Source organism: Haloglomus halophilum, assembly GCF_024298885.1.
Lineage (GTDB): Archaea > Halobacteriota > Halobacteria > Halobacteriales > Haloarculaceae > Haloglomus > Haloglomus halophilum.
In genome coordinates, this window is the sequence record NZ_CP101166.1 from 71,112 (window position 1) to 87,950 (window position 16,839).

The 16,839-nt window shown below is 67.2% G+C and carries 19 protein-coding genes; 13 read left to right on the plus strand and 6 right to left on the minus strand.

The annotated features are described in order from the left end of the window. Positions 1 to 9: 9 nt before the first annotated feature. Positions 10 to 435: a hypothetical protein gene (locus tag NL114_RS00335; RefSeq protein ID WP_254822819.1), complete on the minus strand. Its 426-nt coding sequence runs from the start codon at positions 433 to 435 to the stop codon at positions 10 to 12. A 70-nt stretch (positions 436 to 505) separates the two neighbouring features. Between NL114_RS00335 and NL114_RS00340 the strand changes: the two genes are divergently transcribed. Beyond that, complete coding sequence (locus NL114_RS00340) at positions 506 to 1,192, plus strand: class I SAM-dependent methyltransferase (protein ID WP_254822820.1); 687 nt, start codon at positions 506 to 508, stop codon at positions 1,190 to 1,192. Positions 1,193 to 1,436: 244 nt separating this feature from the next. Here the strand turns inward: NL114_RS00340 and rocF are convergent, their stop codons facing one another. Continuing rightward, the gene (rocF, locus tag NL114_RS00345; protein ID WP_254822821.1) at positions 1,437 to 2,336 is read right to left on the minus strand and encodes an arginase; all 900 of its coding nucleotides are present in this window, start codon (positions 2,334 to 2,336) and stop codon (positions 1,437 to 1,439) included. 68 nt (positions 2,337 to 2,404) lie between these two features. Next, positions 2,405 to 3,322: an NAD-dependent epimerase/dehydratase family protein gene (locus tag NL114_RS00350; RefSeq protein ID WP_254822822.1), complete on the minus strand. Its 918-nt coding sequence runs from the start codon at positions 3,320 to 3,322 to the stop codon at positions 2,405 to 2,407. A gap of 160 nt (positions 3,323 to 3,482) precedes the next feature. Between NL114_RS00350 and NL114_RS00355 the strand changes: the two genes are divergently transcribed. The 3 genes from NL114_RS00355 (at position 3,483) to NL114_RS00365 (ending at position 6,625) form a co-directional block, all read left to right on the plus strand. Continuing rightward, positions 3,483 to 4,016: an HTH domain-containing protein gene (locus NL114_RS00355; protein ID WP_254822823.1), complete on the plus strand. Its 534-nt coding sequence runs from the start codon at positions 3,483 to 3,485 to the stop codon at positions 4,014 to 4,016. A gap of 207 nt (positions 4,017 to 4,223) precedes the next feature. Continuing rightward, complete coding sequence (locus tag NL114_RS00360; RefSeq protein ID WP_254822824.1) at positions 4,224 to 5,390, plus strand: NAD(P)/FAD-dependent oxidoreductase; 1,167 nt, start codon at positions 4,224 to 4,226, stop codon at positions 5,388 to 5,390. 320 nt (positions 5,391 to 5,710) lie between these two features. Beyond that, the gene (locus tag NL114_RS00365) at positions 5,711 to 6,625 is read left to right on the plus strand and encodes an alpha/beta fold hydrolase (RefSeq protein WP_254822825.1); all 915 of its coding nucleotides are present in this window, start codon (positions 5,711 to 5,713) and stop codon (positions 6,623 to 6,625) included. Between the two features lie 198 nt (positions 6,626 to 6,823). On the opposite strand, the gene thsA is transcribed toward NL114_RS00365, so the two are convergent. Together thsA and NL114_RS00375 are read right to left on the minus strand one after the other, a co-directional pair. Further along, the gene (gene thsA, locus NL114_RS00370; protein WP_254824755.1) at positions 6,824 to 8,506 is read right to left on the minus strand and encodes a thermosome subunit alpha; all 1,683 of its coding nucleotides are present in this window, start codon (positions 8,504 to 8,506) and stop codon (positions 6,824 to 6,826) included. A 169-nt stretch (positions 8,507 to 8,675) separates the two neighbouring features. Next, a complete protein-coding gene (locus NL114_RS00375) occupies positions 8,676 to 9,287 on the minus strand; it encodes a KH domain-containing protein (protein ID WP_254822826.1) in 612 nt (203 codons plus the stop codon). A 244-nt stretch (positions 9,288 to 9,531) separates the two neighbouring features. Between NL114_RS00375 and lrpA1 the strand changes: the two genes are divergently transcribed. From lrpA1 to NL114_RS00410, 7 genes are all read left to right on the plus strand, one after another. Further along, positions 9,532 to 9,960 (plus strand): HTH-type transcriptional regulator LrpA1, encoded by a 429-nt coding sequence (gene lrpA1 / locus NL114_RS00380; RefSeq protein ID WP_254822827.1) that lies wholly within the window; start codon positions 9,532 to 9,534, stop codon positions 9,958 to 9,960. Positions 9,961 to 10,214: 254 nt separating this feature from the next. Beyond that, positions 10,215 to 10,628 (plus strand): hypothetical protein, encoded by a 414-nt coding sequence (locus tag NL114_RS00385; RefSeq protein WP_254822828.1) that lies wholly within the window; start codon positions 10,215 to 10,217, stop codon positions 10,626 to 10,628. A gap of 233 nt (positions 10,629 to 10,861) precedes the next feature. Continuing rightward, entirely contained in the window at positions 10,862 to 11,134 is a 273-nt protein-coding gene (locus NL114_RS00390; RefSeq protein WP_254822829.1) for a ribbon-helix-helix domain-containing protein, read from the plus strand. 185 nt (positions 11,135 to 11,319) lie between these two features. Beyond that, positions 11,320 to 11,799, plus strand: a complete 480-nt coding sequence (locus tag NL114_RS00395) for an SRPBCC family protein (RefSeq protein ID WP_254822830.1) — start codon at positions 11,320 to 11,322, stop codon at positions 11,797 to 11,799. A gap of 54 nt (positions 11,800 to 11,853) precedes the next feature. Continuing rightward, positions 11,854 to 12,390: a hypothetical protein gene (locus NL114_RS00400; RefSeq protein ID WP_254822831.1), complete on the plus strand. Its 537-nt coding sequence runs from the start codon at positions 11,854 to 11,856 to the stop codon at positions 12,388 to 12,390. A gap of 97 nt (positions 12,391 to 12,487) precedes the next feature. Next, complete coding sequence (locus NL114_RS00405; RefSeq protein ID WP_254822832.1) at positions 12,488 to 13,222, plus strand: nucleoside phosphorylase; 735 nt, start codon at positions 12,488 to 12,490, stop codon at positions 13,220 to 13,222. 188 nt (positions 13,223 to 13,410) lie between these two features. Next, positions 13,411 to 13,593 (plus strand): DUF7317 family protein, encoded by a 183-nt coding sequence (locus NL114_RS00410; RefSeq protein WP_254822833.1) that lies wholly within the window; start codon positions 13,411 to 13,413, stop codon positions 13,591 to 13,593. Positions 13,594 to 13,743: 150 nt separating this feature from the next. Here NL114_RS00410 and NL114_RS00415 read toward each other — a convergent pair whose 3' ends face one another. Further along, positions 13,744 to 15,648, minus strand: coding sequence for a hypothetical protein (locus NL114_RS00415; protein WP_254822834.1), 1,905 nt, complete (start codon positions 15,646 to 15,648; stop codon positions 13,744 to 13,746). A gap of 91 nt (positions 15,649 to 15,739) precedes the next feature. Here NL114_RS00415 and NL114_RS00420 point away from each other — a divergent pair, with 91 nt between their 5' ends. Together NL114_RS00420 and NL114_RS00425 are read left to right on the plus strand one after the other, a co-directional pair. Further along, positions 15,740 to 16,162 (plus strand): EamA family transporter, encoded by a 423-nt coding sequence (locus NL114_RS00420; protein WP_254822835.1) that lies wholly within the window; start codon positions 15,740 to 15,742, stop codon positions 16,160 to 16,162. A 93-nt stretch (positions 16,163 to 16,255) separates the two neighbouring features. After that, a complete protein-coding gene (locus NL114_RS00425; RefSeq protein ID WP_254822836.1) occupies positions 16,256 to 16,807 on the plus strand; it encodes a hypothetical protein in 552 nt (183 codons plus the stop codon). Positions 16,808 to 16,839 lie beyond the last annotated feature (32 nt).

The following is a 16,839-nucleotide window of genomic DNA, read 5'->3' on the forward strand; positions in this document are numbered from 1 at the left end:
CGCGGCAGATTACTCCTCGCCGTCCTCGTAGAAGCGTTCGTCCAGCGCCCGCCGTGGCTCGTCTGCCTCCTCGTACCGGTCGTCGAGGGCCGCCTGGCTCGGGGCCGTCTCCGCCTCGCCGGCGACGCGGTCGACGCGCAGCTGGGTCCGTTCCTCGCTGAGGCCGAGGCTCTCTGCCATCCGCCGCTCGACCTCCTCGGGGTCGTCGGCCTTCGAGCCGACCTTCCGGGCGATGAGGAACAGCCCGGTCCCGACGGCGGCGAACAGGACGGTCAGGGCGCCGATGGCGACGAGGGCACCGGCCTCGCCACCGACCCAGAGCGCGCCGACCAGCGCCACGAGCACGACGACGAGCACCGCGCCGGCAGCGATGAGCGCCGCACTCACCCGGTCGTCGGCAGCGGCCGCACCGTTCGCTCCTGCGTCTCCGGTCACACCCGAACCCAGGGACTGCCACCTCAAAACGCTGGCCCCCGCGGTCCCCGGGGGGACGACCGCCAGACCCTTGCTCGATGCGGGCACCCGGACGACCGTGACGGGCATCCAGTCCCAGTCGCACGCCGACCGCGTGTACGACTGGTGGAGCCAGCACCCGGGGCTGTTCGACCTGTTCGCGGGCGCCGCGTTCTTCGGGCGCTACCGCGCCCTCCGCGAGACCGCCGTCGACCGCCTCGAGCTCGCTCCCGGCGACCGTGTGCTGGACCTCGCCTGCGGGACGGGCCCGAACGTCCCGATGCTCGTCGACCGGACTGGCGACGAGGGCACGGTCCTGGGCCTCGACCACTCGCGCGGGATGGTCGCGGCCGCGCGCGACCGGGGCCACGAGCAGGACCACGCGCCCGTCCGCGTCGCTCGCGCGGACGCGGGTTCGCTGCCGCTCCCCGACGATGCGATGGACGCGGCGCTGTGTACGCTCTCGCTGTCGGCCATCCCCGACCACCTCGCGGCCATCCAGGAACTCCGGCGGGTCGTCCGGCCCGGCGGCCGCGTCGTCGTCCTCGATGCACAGCCCTACCAGTCGGGGCCGATGCGCCTGTTCAACCCCCTCGTCAACTACGTCTCCGCGGTCGCGACGAACTGGTACCCGGACCGCCACCTCCCCACCGACCTCCGTGCGGCGTTCGGTGCCGACCGGGTCGACGTGGACCTGTACAACGGCGGGACGGCGTTCGTGGCGACGGCCGAACTTTAGAAATACTCGAGTGTTTCACGATACATCTACAATAAATCTACAATACAAGTCTTAAAGGTCCGCCCCTAACAGAAATGCACATTCAATATATGAATAGCATACCGTGCGAGCGCGGTTTCACCGGCACGAGGGCGCGAAGCGCCCGAGTGCCGGCTTTTTTCTGAACGTTTTTTGCGACGAGTGGTTCCCGCAGGCGGGCGGCGAAGCCGCCCGCCGAGGAAACCCGAGTCGGAAAAAAGCTCGTTCAGAGGATACGCTTCCCCAGCGCGCTCGCGACCAGTTCGACCCCGAGTTCGGCGGTCCGGTTCAGTTCGTCGAGGATGGGGTTGACCTCGACGAGTTCCATCGAGACGAGCTGGTCGCGGTGGTCGGCGACCTCCTCCATCGCGGCATGGGCTTCACGGTAGGTGGCGCCGCCCCGGACCGGCGTCCCGACGCCGGGGGCCTCGTCCGGGTCGAGGAAGTCCATGTCCAGCGAGGCATGGAAGCCGTCGGTCCCCCCGGTCGCCACGTCGACGGCATCGTCGGCGACGGCCGGGAGCCCCCGGTGGTCGATGTCGCTCATCGTGTAGACGCTCACGTCCGAGTCGGCGAGGGCGTCGCGCTCGGCGTCGTCGAGGTCGCGGATACCGACCAGCGCGACGTTCTCGGGGTCGATACCGGCGCGAGCCCAGTCGTGGCCGGCGAACTCGCCGACGCCGAGTGCGGCCGCCAGGCTCATGCCGTGGACGTTGCCGGAGGGCGTCGTCGAGGGGGTGTTGTAGTCGCCATGCGCGTCGAACCAGACGACACCGAGGTCGCGGTCGCGCGCGGCACCGCCCATCGAGCCGATGGCGATGGAGTGGTCGCCACCGAGGACGAGCGGGAGGGAGTCGTCGGCAACTGTCTCGGCCACCTCGTCGGCGAGCGCGGTGCAGACCTCCCGCGTCTCGCCGAGGAACTTCGCCCGGTCGCCGTACTCCCCGCCGGCCCCGTCGTGGGTCTCGGGGCGCGGAACCGGCAGGTCACCGCGGTCCGCACAGGGGTGGCCTGCAGCCTCGACCGCGTCGGCGAGCCCGGCATACCGGATGGCCGACGGCCCCATGTCCACGCCACGCCGGTCGGCGCCGAGGTCCATGGGGACGCCGATGAGTCGAACGTTCATGCTCGGCGGTGCGAGTCCCTCCGGCATAGGGTTGTGGTCGTGCGCGCCGCGGGAACACCCCAGCCCTGTTACTGGTACTGCGCGCAGACGTGCTCGAGGCCCTCGTCGAACGATATCTCGGGCTCCCAGCCCGTCGCCGCCTGCATCTTCGAGGGGTCGGCCATCGTGTCGTGAACGTAGACATCCTCGGGAATCTGGTTCTCCTCGTAGCGGGGTTCGATGTCGGTGCCGAGTTCCTCGTTGAGGCGCTCGACCAGTTCGTTCAGCGAGTACGACTCGCCGGTGCCGAGGTTGTAGATGCCCTGCAGGTCGTGGTCCGCGGCGAGTTCGATGCCACGGACGATGTCGTCGACGTGCGTGAAGTCCCGGGTCTGCGTGCCATCACCCCAGATCTCCGGGCGCTCGCCGTTCGCGATGGCGTCCGCGAACTGCGCGATGAGGTTCGCGTACTCGCCCTTGTGTTCCTCGGCGCCGCCGAAGCCCTGGTAGACCGAGAAGAAACGCAGGCCACAGGTGGTGAGCCCGTAATGGTGGTTGAAGTACTCGGCGTACCGCTCGCGGGCGAGTTTGGAGGCCTCGTAGCCCGTCCGTGCGGTCACCTCCATGTCCTCGGGGGAGGGCTCGGTCCGGTCGCCGTAGATAGAGGAGGTCGTAGCGTAGACGACGTGGTCACAGCCGTCCTGCCGGGCCTGGTCGGCGGTGTTGACGAACCCCTCGATGTTGACGCGGGCCCCGCGTGCGGGGTCCTCCTCGTGCATGAAGTACGAGGAGAGCGCCGCGAGGTGGAACACGACATCGACGTCGGTCGGAAGGTCGTCGTCCAGCACCGAGGCCTCGACGAACTCGACGCCATCGTCGAGGTTCTCGGGCGTACCGAGATAGCCGTCGTCCAGCGCGATGACCTCGTTGTCGGCCGCGAGGCGGTTCGCCAGGTTCGAGCCGATGAACCCCGCCCCACCCGTCACCAGCACACGGTTCCCGTGCATACCGGAGGGGCCGCGTCCGCGCGCAAAGACGTGTCGGTCCCTGCCGGATGTCTACGGTCCCTGCCGGCCGGCTGTCAGGGCCCGTGCCGGCTGGCCGTCTGTCCGTCGCTGGCCACCTCACCACCGGATTTATGCGAAACGATGGTGAACTGTCCGTTACATGTCGTCCATCGAGCTCACCCCCAGTCAGAAGGCGATTCTCCAGGAACTCGTCAACCTCTACCGGGAGTCCGAAACCGCCGTCAAGGGGGAGGATATCGCGGACCGGGTCGACCGCAACCCCGGCACCATCCGCAACCAGATGCAGTCGCTGAAAGCCCTCCAGCTCGTCGAGGGGGTACCTGGCCCGAAAGGTGGCTACAAGCCGACCGCTGGAGCGTACGAGGCGCTCCAGATCGAGGATATGGAGCAGGCCGCCGACGTGCCGTTCTTCCACGACGACGAACCCGTCGAGGGCGCCAACGTCCAGGAGATCGACCTCACCAGCGTCCACCACCCGGAGCTGTGTCGCGCGGAGATCCGCATGCAGGGCTCCATCTCCGAGTTCCACGAGGGCGACCCCATCCAGGTCGGTCCGACACCGCTCTCGAAGCTCGTCATCGAGGGGACCCTCGAGGGGAAGGACGACACCAACAACACGCTCATCATCACCATCGACGATATGCGGGCCCCCGCCGAGGAGCCCGCACACTGACCGGGGCACGCGCCCGTTCCGACCCCGGTAGCCGGCGCCCCCGGCGGCCCACCCGTGGCCGCCACCCGCCCGTCGATTGCCGGTAGTGATATCCGCCTCGTATCAACGACCCATTCTATCGAGGCTGAATCGGCCGCGTTACCGCGTCACACGGCCTCGCGTCGCCGAATCAACACCTTTGTATCCGGCGCAACCGGACCACGAGACATGACAGAGGACGTCGTCGTGCTCGGCTCCGGCTACGCCGGCACGGGCGCGGTCATGAGTCTCGAAGACGAACTGAACGGCGAGGCCGACGTGACGTGGATCTCCGACGTCCCGCACCACCTCGTTCTCCACGAGTCCCACCGCTGCATCCGGGACCCGTCGGTCCAGAACAAGATCGCCTTCGACTGCGAGGACATCGCCGGCTCCGCCACCCGCTTCGTCCAGGGGCGCGTCGAGAACGTCGAGACCGACGAGCGCACCATCGACCTCGAGGATGGCTCCACCGTCGACTACGACTACCTCGTCGTCGGCTTCGGCTCCCGGACCGCCTTCTTCGGCATCGACGGCCTGAAGGAGCACTCGCTCACGCTCAAGAGCCTCGACGACGCCCTCGAGATCCACGAGGAGGTCAAGGAAGCTGCCCGGCAGGCCTCGCGCAACGACCCCGCGCAGGTCGTCGTCGGCGGCGCCGGCCTCTCGGGCATCCAGTCCGCCGGCGAGATCGCGGAGTTCCGCGACCGCCACCGCGCCCCGATAGATATCCACCTCGTCGAGGGCCTCGACAACGTCTTCCCCAACAACGACCCCGTCGTGCAGGCGAAGCTCCACAACCTGCTCGAGGACGCCGATGTCAACATCATGACCGGCGAGTTCATCGGCGAGGTCGACGAGGAGACCGTCTACGTCGGTGACGATACGGAACTGGACTACGACGTCCTCCTCTGGACCGGCGGTATCACGGGCCGCGAGCCCGCCGCGAACACCGAGCTGGACCAGGACGAGCGCTCGCACCGCATCCACGCCGCCTCGGACTTCCAGACCGACGACGAGCGCGTCTTCGCGCTCGGCGACGCCGCGCTGGTCGACCAGGGCGAGAACCCCGCCCCGCCGACCGCACAGGCCGCCTGGCAGGCCGCCGAGGTCGTCGGCGAGAACGTCGCACGCGCCATCCGCGGCCAGCCGCTCGAGGAGTGGCGCTACAAGGACAAGGGTACCCTCATCTCGGTGGGCGACGACGCCGTCGCGCACAACGTGATGGGCGTCAAGGCCGTCTCGCGGACGTTCGGCGGCCCGCTCGCCGAGACCCTGAAGAAGGGCGTCGCCGCCCGCTGGATCAACGACGTGGCCGGGCCTATCGCCGCTGCGAAGGCCTGGCCCGACATGTAGAGCTTTTTTGACGGCCCGGGTACCGCTTGACCGGCGGCTTCGCCGCCGGTCTGCGGGTACCGGCTGGCGGCTACGCCGCCAGCTATACATTTCTCGGCGAAGCCGAGAAATCTCTCGCCGCAAAAAACGTTCAGAGAAATGCCGGCCTGCGTTCGCTTCGCTCACTCCGGCCGGTGAACCGCGCTCGCTTCGTCGTCGGACTACGTCCGACTGCAAGCGGGACGGAGTCCCGCCCTGCTCGCGCGGATGCACTTCTTGATTGGCCGTCGGTAGCTTGCTGCTGTCGGCGCCTCTTTCACTCCGGCACTCGCAGAGCGCCCATGCCACCTCGTCTCGCCACCGACGCCTCGCTCATCCGCGACCCGGGTGTCGAGTCCGTCTACCGCGATATCGACGGTCTCGAACTCCACGCGGTCGTCGCTGGTGACCCGGACGACCCGCTCGTCGTCCTGCACCACGGCTTCCCCGAGTTCTGGTGGGGCTGGGCCGACTACATCCGGCCGCTCGCCGACGCGGGCTATCGTGTCCTCGTGCCGGACGGTCGGGGGTACAACCTGAGCGAGGCGCCCGACGACGTGGCCGACTACAGCGCGGACCGGCTCTCGGCCGACCTGCAGGGCTGGATCGAGAGCGAGGGGCGGGAATCGGCCCACGTCGTCGGGCACGACTGGGGGGCGGCTGTCGCGTGGGACGCCGCACTTCGCCGACCCGGAATGGTCGACCGGCTCGTGACCATCAACGTCCCGCACCCGGCGGCGTTCGCGGGGGCCCTGATGCCGAGTCGGGACCGCTGGAAGCTCAACCTCCGGCAGTGGCGCCGGAGCTGGTACATCCTGTTCTTCCAGCTCCCCGGGGTTCCGGAGTGGCTCAACCGCCGCAACGACTACGACGGGATGGCCCGCTTCCTCCGGCAGGCCTCGCCCGGGACGTTCTCCGACACCGACATGGACCGCTACCGGGCGGCGTGGAGCCGGCCCGGAGCCCTGACCGCGATGCTGGACTGGTACCGCGCAGCCGTCCAGCACCGCCCCGACCTGCCCGGCATCACCGTCGAGCAGCCGACACTCGTGGTCTGGGGCGAACAGGACGACGCGCTCCTGCCCGAGTTGGCCGAACAGAGCGTCGACTTCTGTGCGGACGGCCGGCTGGAGACGTTCCCCGAGGCGAGCCACTGGGTGACCCACGAGCGACCGGAGGCGGTGACAGAGCTGATTCTGGAGCATCTGGGGGGGTAGCGGGCCCCATTGAACGATATATTCTCGCCAGGGGTGCGATATCTTGCTACTATATCAGAAAGTTCAGATATAATACCCTAAAACGGCGAGATAACGAACTAGCAGCTGCTGTCGGGAAGTGCCGAAAGAAACGGAGTGTCGGTCAGCAGACGGTTCGAGGCGCGGTCGGTGGGAGGGGTGCTGTGACGGTGGCCGACTTCACATCATGCCGCCCATGCCGCCGCCCATGCCGCCCATGCCGCCGCCCATGCCGCCGGGGGCGCCGCCCGGGCCGCCGGGTCCGCCGGCGTCCTCGTCGTCGTCGCCCGTCTGGCCACCCTTCAGGTCGCCAGCGGCGATGACGTCGTCGATGCGCAGGATCATCACGGCCGCCTCGGTGGCGGACTCGATGGCCTGGGTCTTCACGCGGAGCGGCTCGACGACGCCCTCCTCTTCCATGTCGACGATGTCGCCGGTGTAGGCGTCGAGGCCGGCGGCGGTGTTGCCGTCGTCGTGCTCGGAGCGCAGGTCCACGAGCGAGTCGATCGGGTCGTGGCCGGCGTTCTCGGCGAGCGTACGCGGGATGACGTCGATGGCGTCGGCGAACGCCTCGACGGCGAGCTGCTCGCGGCCCTCGACGGAGTCCGCGAAGTCACGGAGCCCCATCGACAGCTCGATCTCGGGGGCGCCCCCACCGGGGAGCACCTTGCCGTCCTCCAGGGTGACGCGGACGACGCCCATCGAGTCCTCGATGGCGCGCTCGACCTCGTCGACGACGTGCTCGGTCCCACCGCGGAGGACGAGCGTGACCGAGCGAGCCTGGTCGACGTCCTCGACGAAGATGCGGGTGTCGCCGCCGATGTCCTTCTCGGCGACGGAGCCGGCGAAGCCGAGGTCGTCCTCGGTGATGTCGTCGATGTTGGAGACGACCTTGGCGCCGGTCGCTCGCGAGAGCGCCTTGATGTCGGACTTCTTCGCGCGGCGGACGGCGAGGATGCCCTCCTTCGCGAGGTAGTGCTGGGCCATGTCGTCGATGCCCTTCTGGGCGAAGACGACGTCGGCACCGGCGTCCTTGAGCTTGTCCACCATCTCGCGGAGCTGCTCCTCCTCCTGGTCGAGGAACTGCTGGAGCTGGTCCGGCGAGTCGACGTTGACCTCGGCGTCGATCTCCGTCTCCTTGACCTCGATAGCGGTGTCGAGGAGGGCGACGTTGGCGTCCTCGGCCATGTACGGCATGTTGTCGTGGACGCGCTCCTTGTCGACGATGACGCCCTCGACGAGCTCGGAGTTCTCGACGGCGCCGCCGACGACCTTCTCGAGCTTGACGTTGTCCGTGTCGATACCGTCGTCGTCGGCGACGGCCTGGACGGCGGAGACGACGAGCGAGGAGAGGGTGTCGCGCGCGTTCTCGGCGCCCTTGCCCGTCATCGCCGTCGCGGCGATCTCCTCGAGGTACTCCGTATCGTCGGAGGAGACCTCGATGGCGTTCTCCTCGAGGATCTCCTTGGCGCGCTGGGCCGCCTGGCGGTACCCCTGCGCGAGGATGGTGGCGTGGATGTCCTGCTCGAGGAGGTCCTCGGCCTTCGCGAGGAGCTCGCCGGCGATGACGACGGAGGTGGTGGTGCCGTCACCGACCTCGTCCTCCTGGGTCTCCGCGACCTCGACGATCATGTTGGCCGCGGGGTGCTCGATGTCCATCTCCTTGAGGATGGTGACGCCGTCGTTCGTGACGACGACGTTGCCCGTCGAGTCGACGAGCATCTTGTCCATCCCCTTCGGGCCGAGTGTCGTGCGGACGGACTCTGCGACTGCCTTCCCTGCCGTGATGTTCATCGACTGGGCGTCCCGCCCGGAGGTCCGCTGGCTGTCCTCGCTGAGTACGATGAGGGGCTGGTTGCCCATCTGCTGCTGAGCCATAATCAGTAGAATCGTTGTTTGCGATTCTATATAAAAGCTTCTGAAACGGTTCGAAGAACCGCCGGACGGGCCGCTGACCTACCGTGTGACATACTGTACCGGGAGAGTATTTATATACAGAGTGGACGGTGCCGACGCGAGTCTGGGTCCGTTGTCAGTCGCTCTCCTCGCCCGGCCGTTCGGCGGTCGCCTCCGGCTCCGTGCTCGTCGGCGCCTCGCCGCCCGGGAACTCGTGGTACTCGATACCCTTGGTCTCCATCTCGTTGTGCTTGCGCTCGAGGAACGAGTAGACCGCGCCGTGCGGGGCACCGTCGAGGATCATCTCCACGGCCGACCGGACGACCTCGACCTCCTCGGGTTCGCCGATGATGCCGACGGTCTTCCCGTAGATGACGACCTCGGCGCCGGAGAGTTCGGCCATCAGCTGTCGGGTCCGGCCGTCCTCGCCGATGAGGCGACCCTTCTGCCGGCGGAGGTCGTTCTCGTTGCGGGTGGCGGCGCGGAGGTCGACGAGGTCGAGCATCCGCATGTCGCCCCCGAGCAGGGAGAGCGCGGCCTCCGGCGAGAAGCCCCGCCCGATGGCCTTCACGATGTCCGGTCCCTTCAGGCCCTTCACCGGGTCGCCGACCGTCTCCACCCGCACCGAGCCGGTCTCGCTGTCGATATCGAGGCGGACCTCGGCACGGGACTCGATCTCCCGCATCGTCTCCCCGCCCTCGCCGATGAGGGCACCGACGCGGTCCTGCGGAATCGTCACGTGCTGCATGCGAGGGCGTTCGTGACGGCCCCGTTTAAGACTTCGCTGTGGCCGCGAGTCCCACACGTGGGGCCTCCTCCCCCGGTTCTCGCGATCCATCCCCATGCCCTCGGCGGCGACCAGTCCGCGGTCGATACCGCGGCCGACCGGCGACCCGACGGACGGCGTGGGGACCGAGACGGGCGGCGTTCGGGACGCGAACTTCGGTTTACGTTTCCGAAAGAGGTTTTTCGGCGGCGGCAAACTGTTGGGTATGAGCGCGGAGTCCACGGAGGATCGCATCCTGTCCGTTCTGGAAGAGGATGCGCAGGCCTCCTACGCCGAGATCGCGGACCGGGCCGGTGTCTCGAAGCCGACCGTCCGCAAGTACATCGACCGCCTGGAATCCGAAGGCGTCATCGTCGGCTATTCCGCCGACGTGGACCCCAAGAAACTCTCGAGCCAGTCCATCGCCCTCGTCGGCATCGAGGTTGCCAGCGAATCCTACGTCGAGGCGACACGCGCCCTGAAGGCCCTCGATGCCGTGGAGGCGCTGTACTCCTCCAGCGGCGACCACACGCTGATGGCCGAGATGCGTGCCGCAGACGGCGACGCACTCGGTGAGGTCATCGCCGACGAACTGCTCGCTATCGAGGGCGTCGAGGAGGCCCACCCCTCCTTCCTGCAGGAACGGCTCAAATAGAGCTTTTCGACGCCGAAAACGTTCGGAGAAAGAGACCGACCTCCGCTCACTTCGTTCGCTCCGGCTGGAGAAACGCGCTCGCTTCGTCGTCGGACTACGTCCGACTGCAAGCGGGACGGAGTCCCGCCCTGCTCGCGCGTATGCATCAGCAGAGATGACCTTCTGACAGGAACCCGGTGCAAGACTCAGAGGATGGATGTGCCACTGGCAGTTGGGCACCCAAGTGTTATTTTCGGTACTGGTCAACAACAAGTATGGTCTCCGAGCGGACGTGGGCTGACGCTAGTCGTGGGCTCGTGTTTCTGCTCATGAGCGGAGTCGTCACCGGGGCTCTCGGGGCCTTCACACCGCAGCCCCATCCCTACCTGCAGGTCGTCGCTGGACTGGGACTCACGCTGGGGATTGTCGGGGCGGTCGACGTTCTCCCTCAGTTGATTCGCGGTGACAGACCGGCCCTTGATACGAATAGCTACCTCTACTCCCTCCGTGGTCTGGTCTGGCTACTTCTCATCATATTGCTTACTGCCCTGATAGCCGACCTGCTCAGAGCCACTACCACGCTCTCGGAAACCGCTATCATCACCACAGGGTTTGCAGTCGGCGTCGTCCTCGTTCTGGGCCCAGTCGTCGGCTACTATTGGCGTCGGTCGGCTGCACAGACCCGGTGAATTTCCTCGAGAGCGGACTCCTCTTTTCTTCCCCTACGGTCCGGGTCGGCCGTGTGAGATACGCGCTATGTATGCAGCAGCCGGTCAAAATCGTAGCTATCGGCTGTCAGGTTGGCCGTGCTGACTATAGAGGTTGTAGTCAGCATCGATCTCCTGCCCGTTCTATCCCCCGGCAGTCAGGATTGCTCCCGGCCACCCGAAACCTCTTATCGGTGCTGATGTAATACATATGTATGTCGAATACGGATACAAAATCAGGAGATCCTCCGAAGACGAACATCAACATCCGTGTGACTGAGACGTTTCTGGAGGATATCGACGCAACCTGGCAGGAAGAGGGATACAACAGTCGCAGCGAGTTCATCCGGGATGCACTCCGTGATGCGGTCCGCCATCCGGATTTGACCCGGGAAAGTTGGAAGGAGATCGCTGCTGTCGAGCACGCACGGCGGACTGGCGAGAGCGAGACGTTCTCACGTGAGGACATCGTCGGCGACGATGAGTGACGATGGCTGGCGCTGGCAGTTCCGAAAGCCAGCCAAGCGAACCTACGACGACCTCGACACGCACGCCCAGAATCGTATACACCGACAAACTCGACGAGGCAAGTCGGTCCCACTGCTCCGTCCATCTGCACCGCTCCTTGGCCGCGACGGTCACCGTTATCCGCCGCCCACACCTACTCTCGACCATGCCGACCTACGAGCGGACGACCCGTGTCGCCGCGCCGCTGGAGGAGGTGTGGGCGTTCCACTCCCGTGTCGAGGGACTGGAGGCGCTCACGCCCGACTTCATGAACCTCCGGGTCGAGCGTGTCGTCGGTCCGGACGGCGAACCGGACCCCGAAGTGCTGGAGACGGGCGCGCGCATCGACATGTCGATGCGGCCGTTCGACGTGGGACCGCGACAGACCTGGACTTCCGTCATCCGGGCCCGCGAGGCCCACGACGGCGCGGCCTACTTCCGGGACACGATGGAGGACGGTCCCTTCCCGGAGTGGGAGCACACCCACCTGTTCTACGCCGACGACGGCGAGACCATCTGCCGGGACCGGGTCCGATACCGGCTGCCCGGCGGGCCGCTCGGGCGGCTCGCCGAGCCCTTCGGCGACGTGGGATTCGAGCCGATGTTCGCGGGCCGTCACCGGAAGACGAAGCAGGTACTGGAGTAGGGCCGGCGCGACCGAACCGGGAGCGCTTTTGTGGTGCCGGGTTCCGGAGAGGGTATGAACTGGTTCGTCGTCGCCCACGTCGGCGACACGGCGCTCGGGCTCCAGGGCGCCATCGGCGTCGGCGCGTTCGCGGGCCTGCTCGCGACGATACTGATGAACGTCCCGATGCAGCGGCTCCCGGAGGGCAGTACCCCGCCGTTCGTCGCGGCCGGCGCGCTCACGGGTGAGGAACTGTCCGAGGTCTCGGAGGGACTGGCCAGCCTCGTCCACTACGCCGCCGGAACCCTCGCCGGTGCCGGGTTCGTCCTTGCCGCAGAGGGTATCGAACGGGTCGTCACCGCGCGCGGCGGAGCCCCGGGGTTCGACCTCGTGCTCTCGGGGACCGGCATCCTTCTGGTGCCACATTTCATCGCCGCCGCCATCACGTTCTCCGTCCTCTTCCTCCTGTTCGGCTACGTCGTCCTCCCGCTGTTCGGCAAGGAGGCCGGGGACCGGACCCGGCAGGTCCGCAACGACTGGGCCATCTCGTCGGCGGTGTACACGGCGGTGCTGACCGTCGTGCTCCCCGTCCTGACGGTGGCGCTGACCTGACGGCGCGACTGTACGCCGCCCGGACAAGCCATCGACCCCGGCTCCCGCTCGTCCGGTGACCGCCCGGACTTTTGCCGGCCGCGCGAGGAGCGGGCACATGGCCAAGCAGCCACACATCCTCTGCGAGCCGGGCGACCTGAACGACATCGCGCTCGTGCCGGGCGACCCCGGGCGGGTCGAGCGTATCGTGGAACAGTGCGACAGCCACTCGCTCGTCGCCGAGAACCGGGAGTATCGGGTCGTGAACGCCACCTACGGGGGTGTCGACCTGACGCTCTGCTCGACCGGTATCGGGGCCCCCTCGACCGCCATCGCCGTCGAGGAGCTGGCGAACGTCGGCGTCGAGACGTTCCTGCGCGTGGGGACGACCGGCGCGCTCCAGCGCGGCATCGAGATCGGCGACATGGTCGTCGCCACGGCGGCCGCGAAGGACGAGGGGACCACGAAGCGCTACGAGGACGCCACGGTGCCGGCGGTCGCGACCCACGAGGTGGTCGCGGCGCTGCTCGCGGGCGCACAGGCACGTGACGAGGACGTCCACGTCGGTCCCATCGCGACGGACGACGCGTTCTACGCCGAGACGGAGGCGTACGTCGAGCGCTGGGAGGCCGCCGGACTGCTCTCCGTGGAGATGGAGGCCGCCGCGCTGTTCACGCTGGCACGGCGGAAGGGACTGGACGCGGGCGCCATCTGCACTGTCGATGGTAACCTCGTGGAGGGGACCCAGAAGGGCGAAACGGACGACGACGAACTGCCCGAGAAGGCACAGGACAACGTCGAGCGAGCCATCGGCATCGCGCTGGACACCGTCGTCGCGCTCGACGAGGCCTGAGCCACGCGCCGTCACCGCGGTTCCGGCCGGCGCATCACCGGGCAGCCGGGCGGTTCGCACCCTTGTATCTCGACCGTGATGGACCGTGTAGTATAACGATTCTGCAGCCCCTTGTCAGTCATATTAACACACTTAGTGATATATTATCTCACGATATTCTTATTATGCTACATCGTCTGGACGGCATCATGCACCAGCACGCGGTGCGAACGGCGATGGCGCTGTACACAGGTGGGACACTGGACCTGGAGACGGCAGCACGACAGGCGGGTGTTTCGACCGACCGCATCGAGCGGGCGGCCCGCCGTCTCGGTGCCACCCCGTCCGCACGCACGACCTCCCGCGAACGGCTCAACGTCTCCGCGGACTGACCGCATCCGGCAGTCGGGTCCCCGAGCGACGCCCACAGAACCAGCTCTCTCCTTCCCTCGATTTCGCCCGTTCAGCCGCGCGGCTCTCTCCGATAGCACTCGAACGGCAGTCACAGGTCCGCGAGCACCGACCGAAATCAGAACTCCTGGTTAGCTGCCTTCGGCGGCGGCCGCCGCGGGCGGCGCGAGCGCGTTCGTCGAACTCGTGTCCGTCGACCCGGACGAGCCGTCGTCGCTGCCACCGAGGAAGTCCGTCTCGATGGTCGTGTCGTTGCCGAGGATGTCGAAGGCGGCGCGCTCGGTCCCCTCCGGCGTCTGGATGGTCGCGGTGGTGTTGCTGGACATCCGGGTGACCTCGTCGTTGCGGATGTGGGTCGGCCACCACTCGTCCATCTTCTGGTTGTCCAGGTAGATGACGTAGGAGACCCGCCGGGTCGCACCAGGGGCGATGGTGTGGCTGTTCTCGGAGCTGTTGTCCGCGACGGTGACGCTGTTGAGGTTCACCACGTAGTCGATGCCCTCGATGGTGACCGAGGAGAACGTGTTCTCGTTGCGGATCTCGGTCGTGACGATGAGCGGCGCCGACTGCGGGTCGGAGACGCCCCACTCCGCGTCGACCTCCGTGATGGTGAGGACGTGCTCACCGCTCTCGGTCGTGACGCGCTGGGGTTCCTCGGTCTCGATCTGCCCGATGACATCCGTCGTCTGCGTGTTCTGCCGGTCCGGCAGACTCACCGGGAGCGTCGTGACCGCGATGTCGGCGGTCCCGGTGGCAGTCGTCGTGACCGTCGAGCGCTCGCCGTTGTTGATGTGGCGCGACCACCAGCGTGGGACGGCGTCGTTGTTCGCCAGCGCGCTGATGGTGAACGTCCCCTCGCCGGCGGGGAGGCTCTCGACGGTCGACGTGTTCTGTGCGAACAGCACGTCGTTGACCTCGGTCGTCTGGTTCACCCGCAGCGACAGCAGGTCGTTGAACTCGCCCTCGTTCGGGTTGTCGACGGTCACGTCGGTGACGATCTCGGTCGTCTCGTCGGTCACCGCGCCCCAGTCGCTGCTGGTCGACTGGACCTCCGGCTCGCCGAACTCCGGTGCGACGCCGTCCTCGGCGGGGAGTTCGGTGATCCGCGTGGGTTCGTCGCCGAGGAAGTCGGTCTCGAACCGGATACGCCGGTCGAAGACGTTCAGCGGGACGCGCTTCAGTTCGCCGTCGTCGCGGACGAGGCCGAACACCTCGACACGCAGGCGCGTGCTCTGCTCGTCACGGAGGTGGGTCACCCACCACTGCTCCATCCGCGGCGTGTCCAGCGCGGCGTTCGCGGTGAACGTGTCCGACTCGTCCGGTTGGAGGACGATGGAGTCGTTCGTCCGGCCCTCGCCGACGGTGACGTTGTTCATGACGATGCGGTACTCCGTGCCGTCGAGCCGCACGCTCCGGTTGTGGACGTTCGCCAGGTCGACGGAGAAGGCGATGGGCGTCTCCTCGGCGTTCGCGGTCCCCCACGAGGCACGCTGGTCGGAGACAGTCATGATGTCCTGGTCGGCGATGCTGACGGTGCTGCTGTTGTCGCTGGCGAACGCCGTCAGGAGGTCGGTCTCGATGGAGCGGTTCTGCGGCGGGAGCGAGGCGCCCAGCCCCGCCACGCCGACCCGCGCCTGCGTGGAGACGACCGTCCGCTCGTCGTTGTTGACGTGGGTCACCCACCACGCCGGAATCTTCGTGTTGTCCAGCTGGGCGGTGAAGTTGACCACGTTCCGACCGGGGGCGAGCCCGATGCCGCCCTCGGAGCCCTCCGAGACCCGCACCGAGTTCATGTATATCTCGTAGTTCAGGCTCGCGGCACCCGGGAACGACTGGTTGTTCGGGTTCGTCACCACGACCTCGGTCTCGATACCGGTCGACTCCTCGGAGACGGTGCCGAACTCCGTCTGTACCGACTCGACGATCGGCTGCTCGAAGGAGAGATCACCACCAGTGAAGAACAGCGCTGCCGCGCCACCGGCGGCAGCCAGCACGACGATCCCACCGACCGCAGCCGCAACCTTCGTTGATACCACGGTTGTCTCGAGTAGTCCGTCGGCGCGGTAAAGCGTGTTGGCCACCCGGCGTACCCCCGGCGGCTAAGGGGGCGGCACGCCCAGCGCGGGTGTGAACGTCGGTTACATCACCTACTCGCTCGTCGCGCTCGCGGCGTACACGCTCGTCTCTCCGCTGACGAAACTGGCCACGCGGGACCTCCCCAGCGACGCCGTCGCCGCCGTCACCAACGGGATGCTCGCGGTCGCCGCGCTCGGGTTGACGCTGTACGCCGGAGACTCGGTCACCCGCACGCTGACCCACCCCGACCGCGTCTACGTCCTCGGGGCCGGAATCTGCCTCTCGGTCGGCATCATCGCCTACTACCGCGCGCTCAAGGCCGGCCCCGTCTCGGTGGTCGTGCCCATCTTCGGGATGTTCCTGGTAACCTCCTCGCTCGTGGGAATCGCCTTCCTGAACGAGGCGCTCACGCTCCGGAAGGGCCTGGGCATCGTGCTGGCGGTGGTAGCGGTGCTGCTGGTCACGACGGAGTAACGGTTCGGAGTGACCGCTCGGTGCCAGCGTTCAGGTTCTCCAGTACGCGAACGCGAGGAGGAATCCCAGAGGAGTCGAGGATTAAGTGCGGTGGTGCAGAAGTCATCACACACGCTGAACAGGACCCCCGCCATGCCGTTTACACCATTCCACCTTGGCCCCGGACTCTTGCTCGGGCTGTTGGCCCTCCGGTGGCTCGACCTCCCGGCAGTGCTGGTCGCCAGCGTGCTCGTCGACATCCGGGCAGCACTGGTGTTCTTCGGCGTTCTCGATGGTCCACTCCACGGTCCGTTCCACACGTTCCTCGGGGCGACCCTTCTCGGGGTCGTACTCATCGCCGTCTCGCTGCCGGTACGTCCGACACTCGATTCCGTCCTTGCCTGGCTCCGGCTGGCACAGGAGCCGTCGATAAAGCGGATTGTAGCCGGTGCGTGTGTTGGGGTCTGGCTCCACATCGTCCTCGATGCGATACTGTACGCGGATATGGCACCGTTGGCACCGTTCCCCGGCAATCCACTACTCGGCCTAGTCAGCGTCACAGCGGTCTATATCGGCTGTCTCGTCGCCGGTGTCCTCGGCGTTGGGTTGTACGTGCTGGCAGCGTCTGGTCTGATAGAACTGCTGCCCCGATCCGCTGGACGCTAGCGACCACGCCGCTCAATAGGCCGCAACCCCAC

Excerpts from the sequence above, each read along its gene's own strand:
- rocF (WP_254822821.1), bottom strand. The coding sequence starts at position 2,336 with ATGAACGTTCGACTCATCGGCGTCCCCATGGACCTCGGCGCCGACCGG.
- NL114_RS00350 (WP_254822822.1), bottom strand. The coding sequence starts at position 3,322 with ATGCACGGGAACCGTGTGCTGGTGACGGGTGGGGCGGGGTTCATCGGC.
- NL114_RS00355 (WP_254822823.1), top strand. The coding sequence starts at position 3,483 with ATGTCGTCCATCGAGCTCACCCCCAGTCAGAAGGCGATTCTCCAGGAA.
- NL114_RS00360 (WP_254822824.1), top strand. The coding sequence starts at position 4,224 with ATGACAGAGGACGTCGTCGTGCTCGGCTCCGGCTACGCCGGCACGGGC.
- NL114_RS00365 (WP_254822825.1), top strand. The coding sequence starts at position 5,711 with ATGCCACCTCGTCTCGCCACCGACGCCTCGCTCATCCGCGACCCGGGT.
- thsA (WP_254824755.1), bottom strand. The coding sequence starts at position 8,506 with ATGGGCAACCAGCCCCTCATCGTACTCAGCGAGGACAGCCAGCGGACC.
- NL114_RS00375 (WP_254822826.1), bottom strand. The coding sequence starts at position 9,287 with ATGCAGCACGTGACGATTCCGCAGGACCGCGTCGGTGCCCTCATCGGC.
- lrpA1 (WP_254822827.1), top strand. The coding sequence starts at position 9,532 with ATGAGCGCGGAGTCCACGGAGGATCGCATCCTGTCCGTTCTGGAAGAG.
- NL114_RS00385 (WP_254822828.1), top strand. The coding sequence starts at position 10,215 with ATGGTCTCCGAGCGGACGTGGGCTGACGCTAGTCGTGGGCTCGTGTTT.
- NL114_RS00390 (WP_254822829.1), top strand. The coding sequence starts at position 10,862 with ATGTCGAATACGGATACAAAATCAGGAGATCCTCCGAAGACGAACATC.
- NL114_RS00395 (WP_254822830.1), top strand. The coding sequence starts at position 11,320 with ATGCCGACCTACGAGCGGACGACCCGTGTCGCCGCGCCGCTGGAGGAG.
- NL114_RS00400 (WP_254822831.1), top strand. The coding sequence starts at position 11,854 with ATGAACTGGTTCGTCGTCGCCCACGTCGGCGACACGGCGCTCGGGCTC.
- NL114_RS00405 (WP_254822832.1), top strand. The coding sequence starts at position 12,488 with ATGGCCAAGCAGCCACACATCCTCTGCGAGCCGGGCGACCTGAACGAC.
- NL114_RS00410 (WP_254822833.1), top strand. The coding sequence starts at position 13,411 with ATGCACCAGCACGCGGTGCGAACGGCGATGGCGCTGTACACAGGTGGG.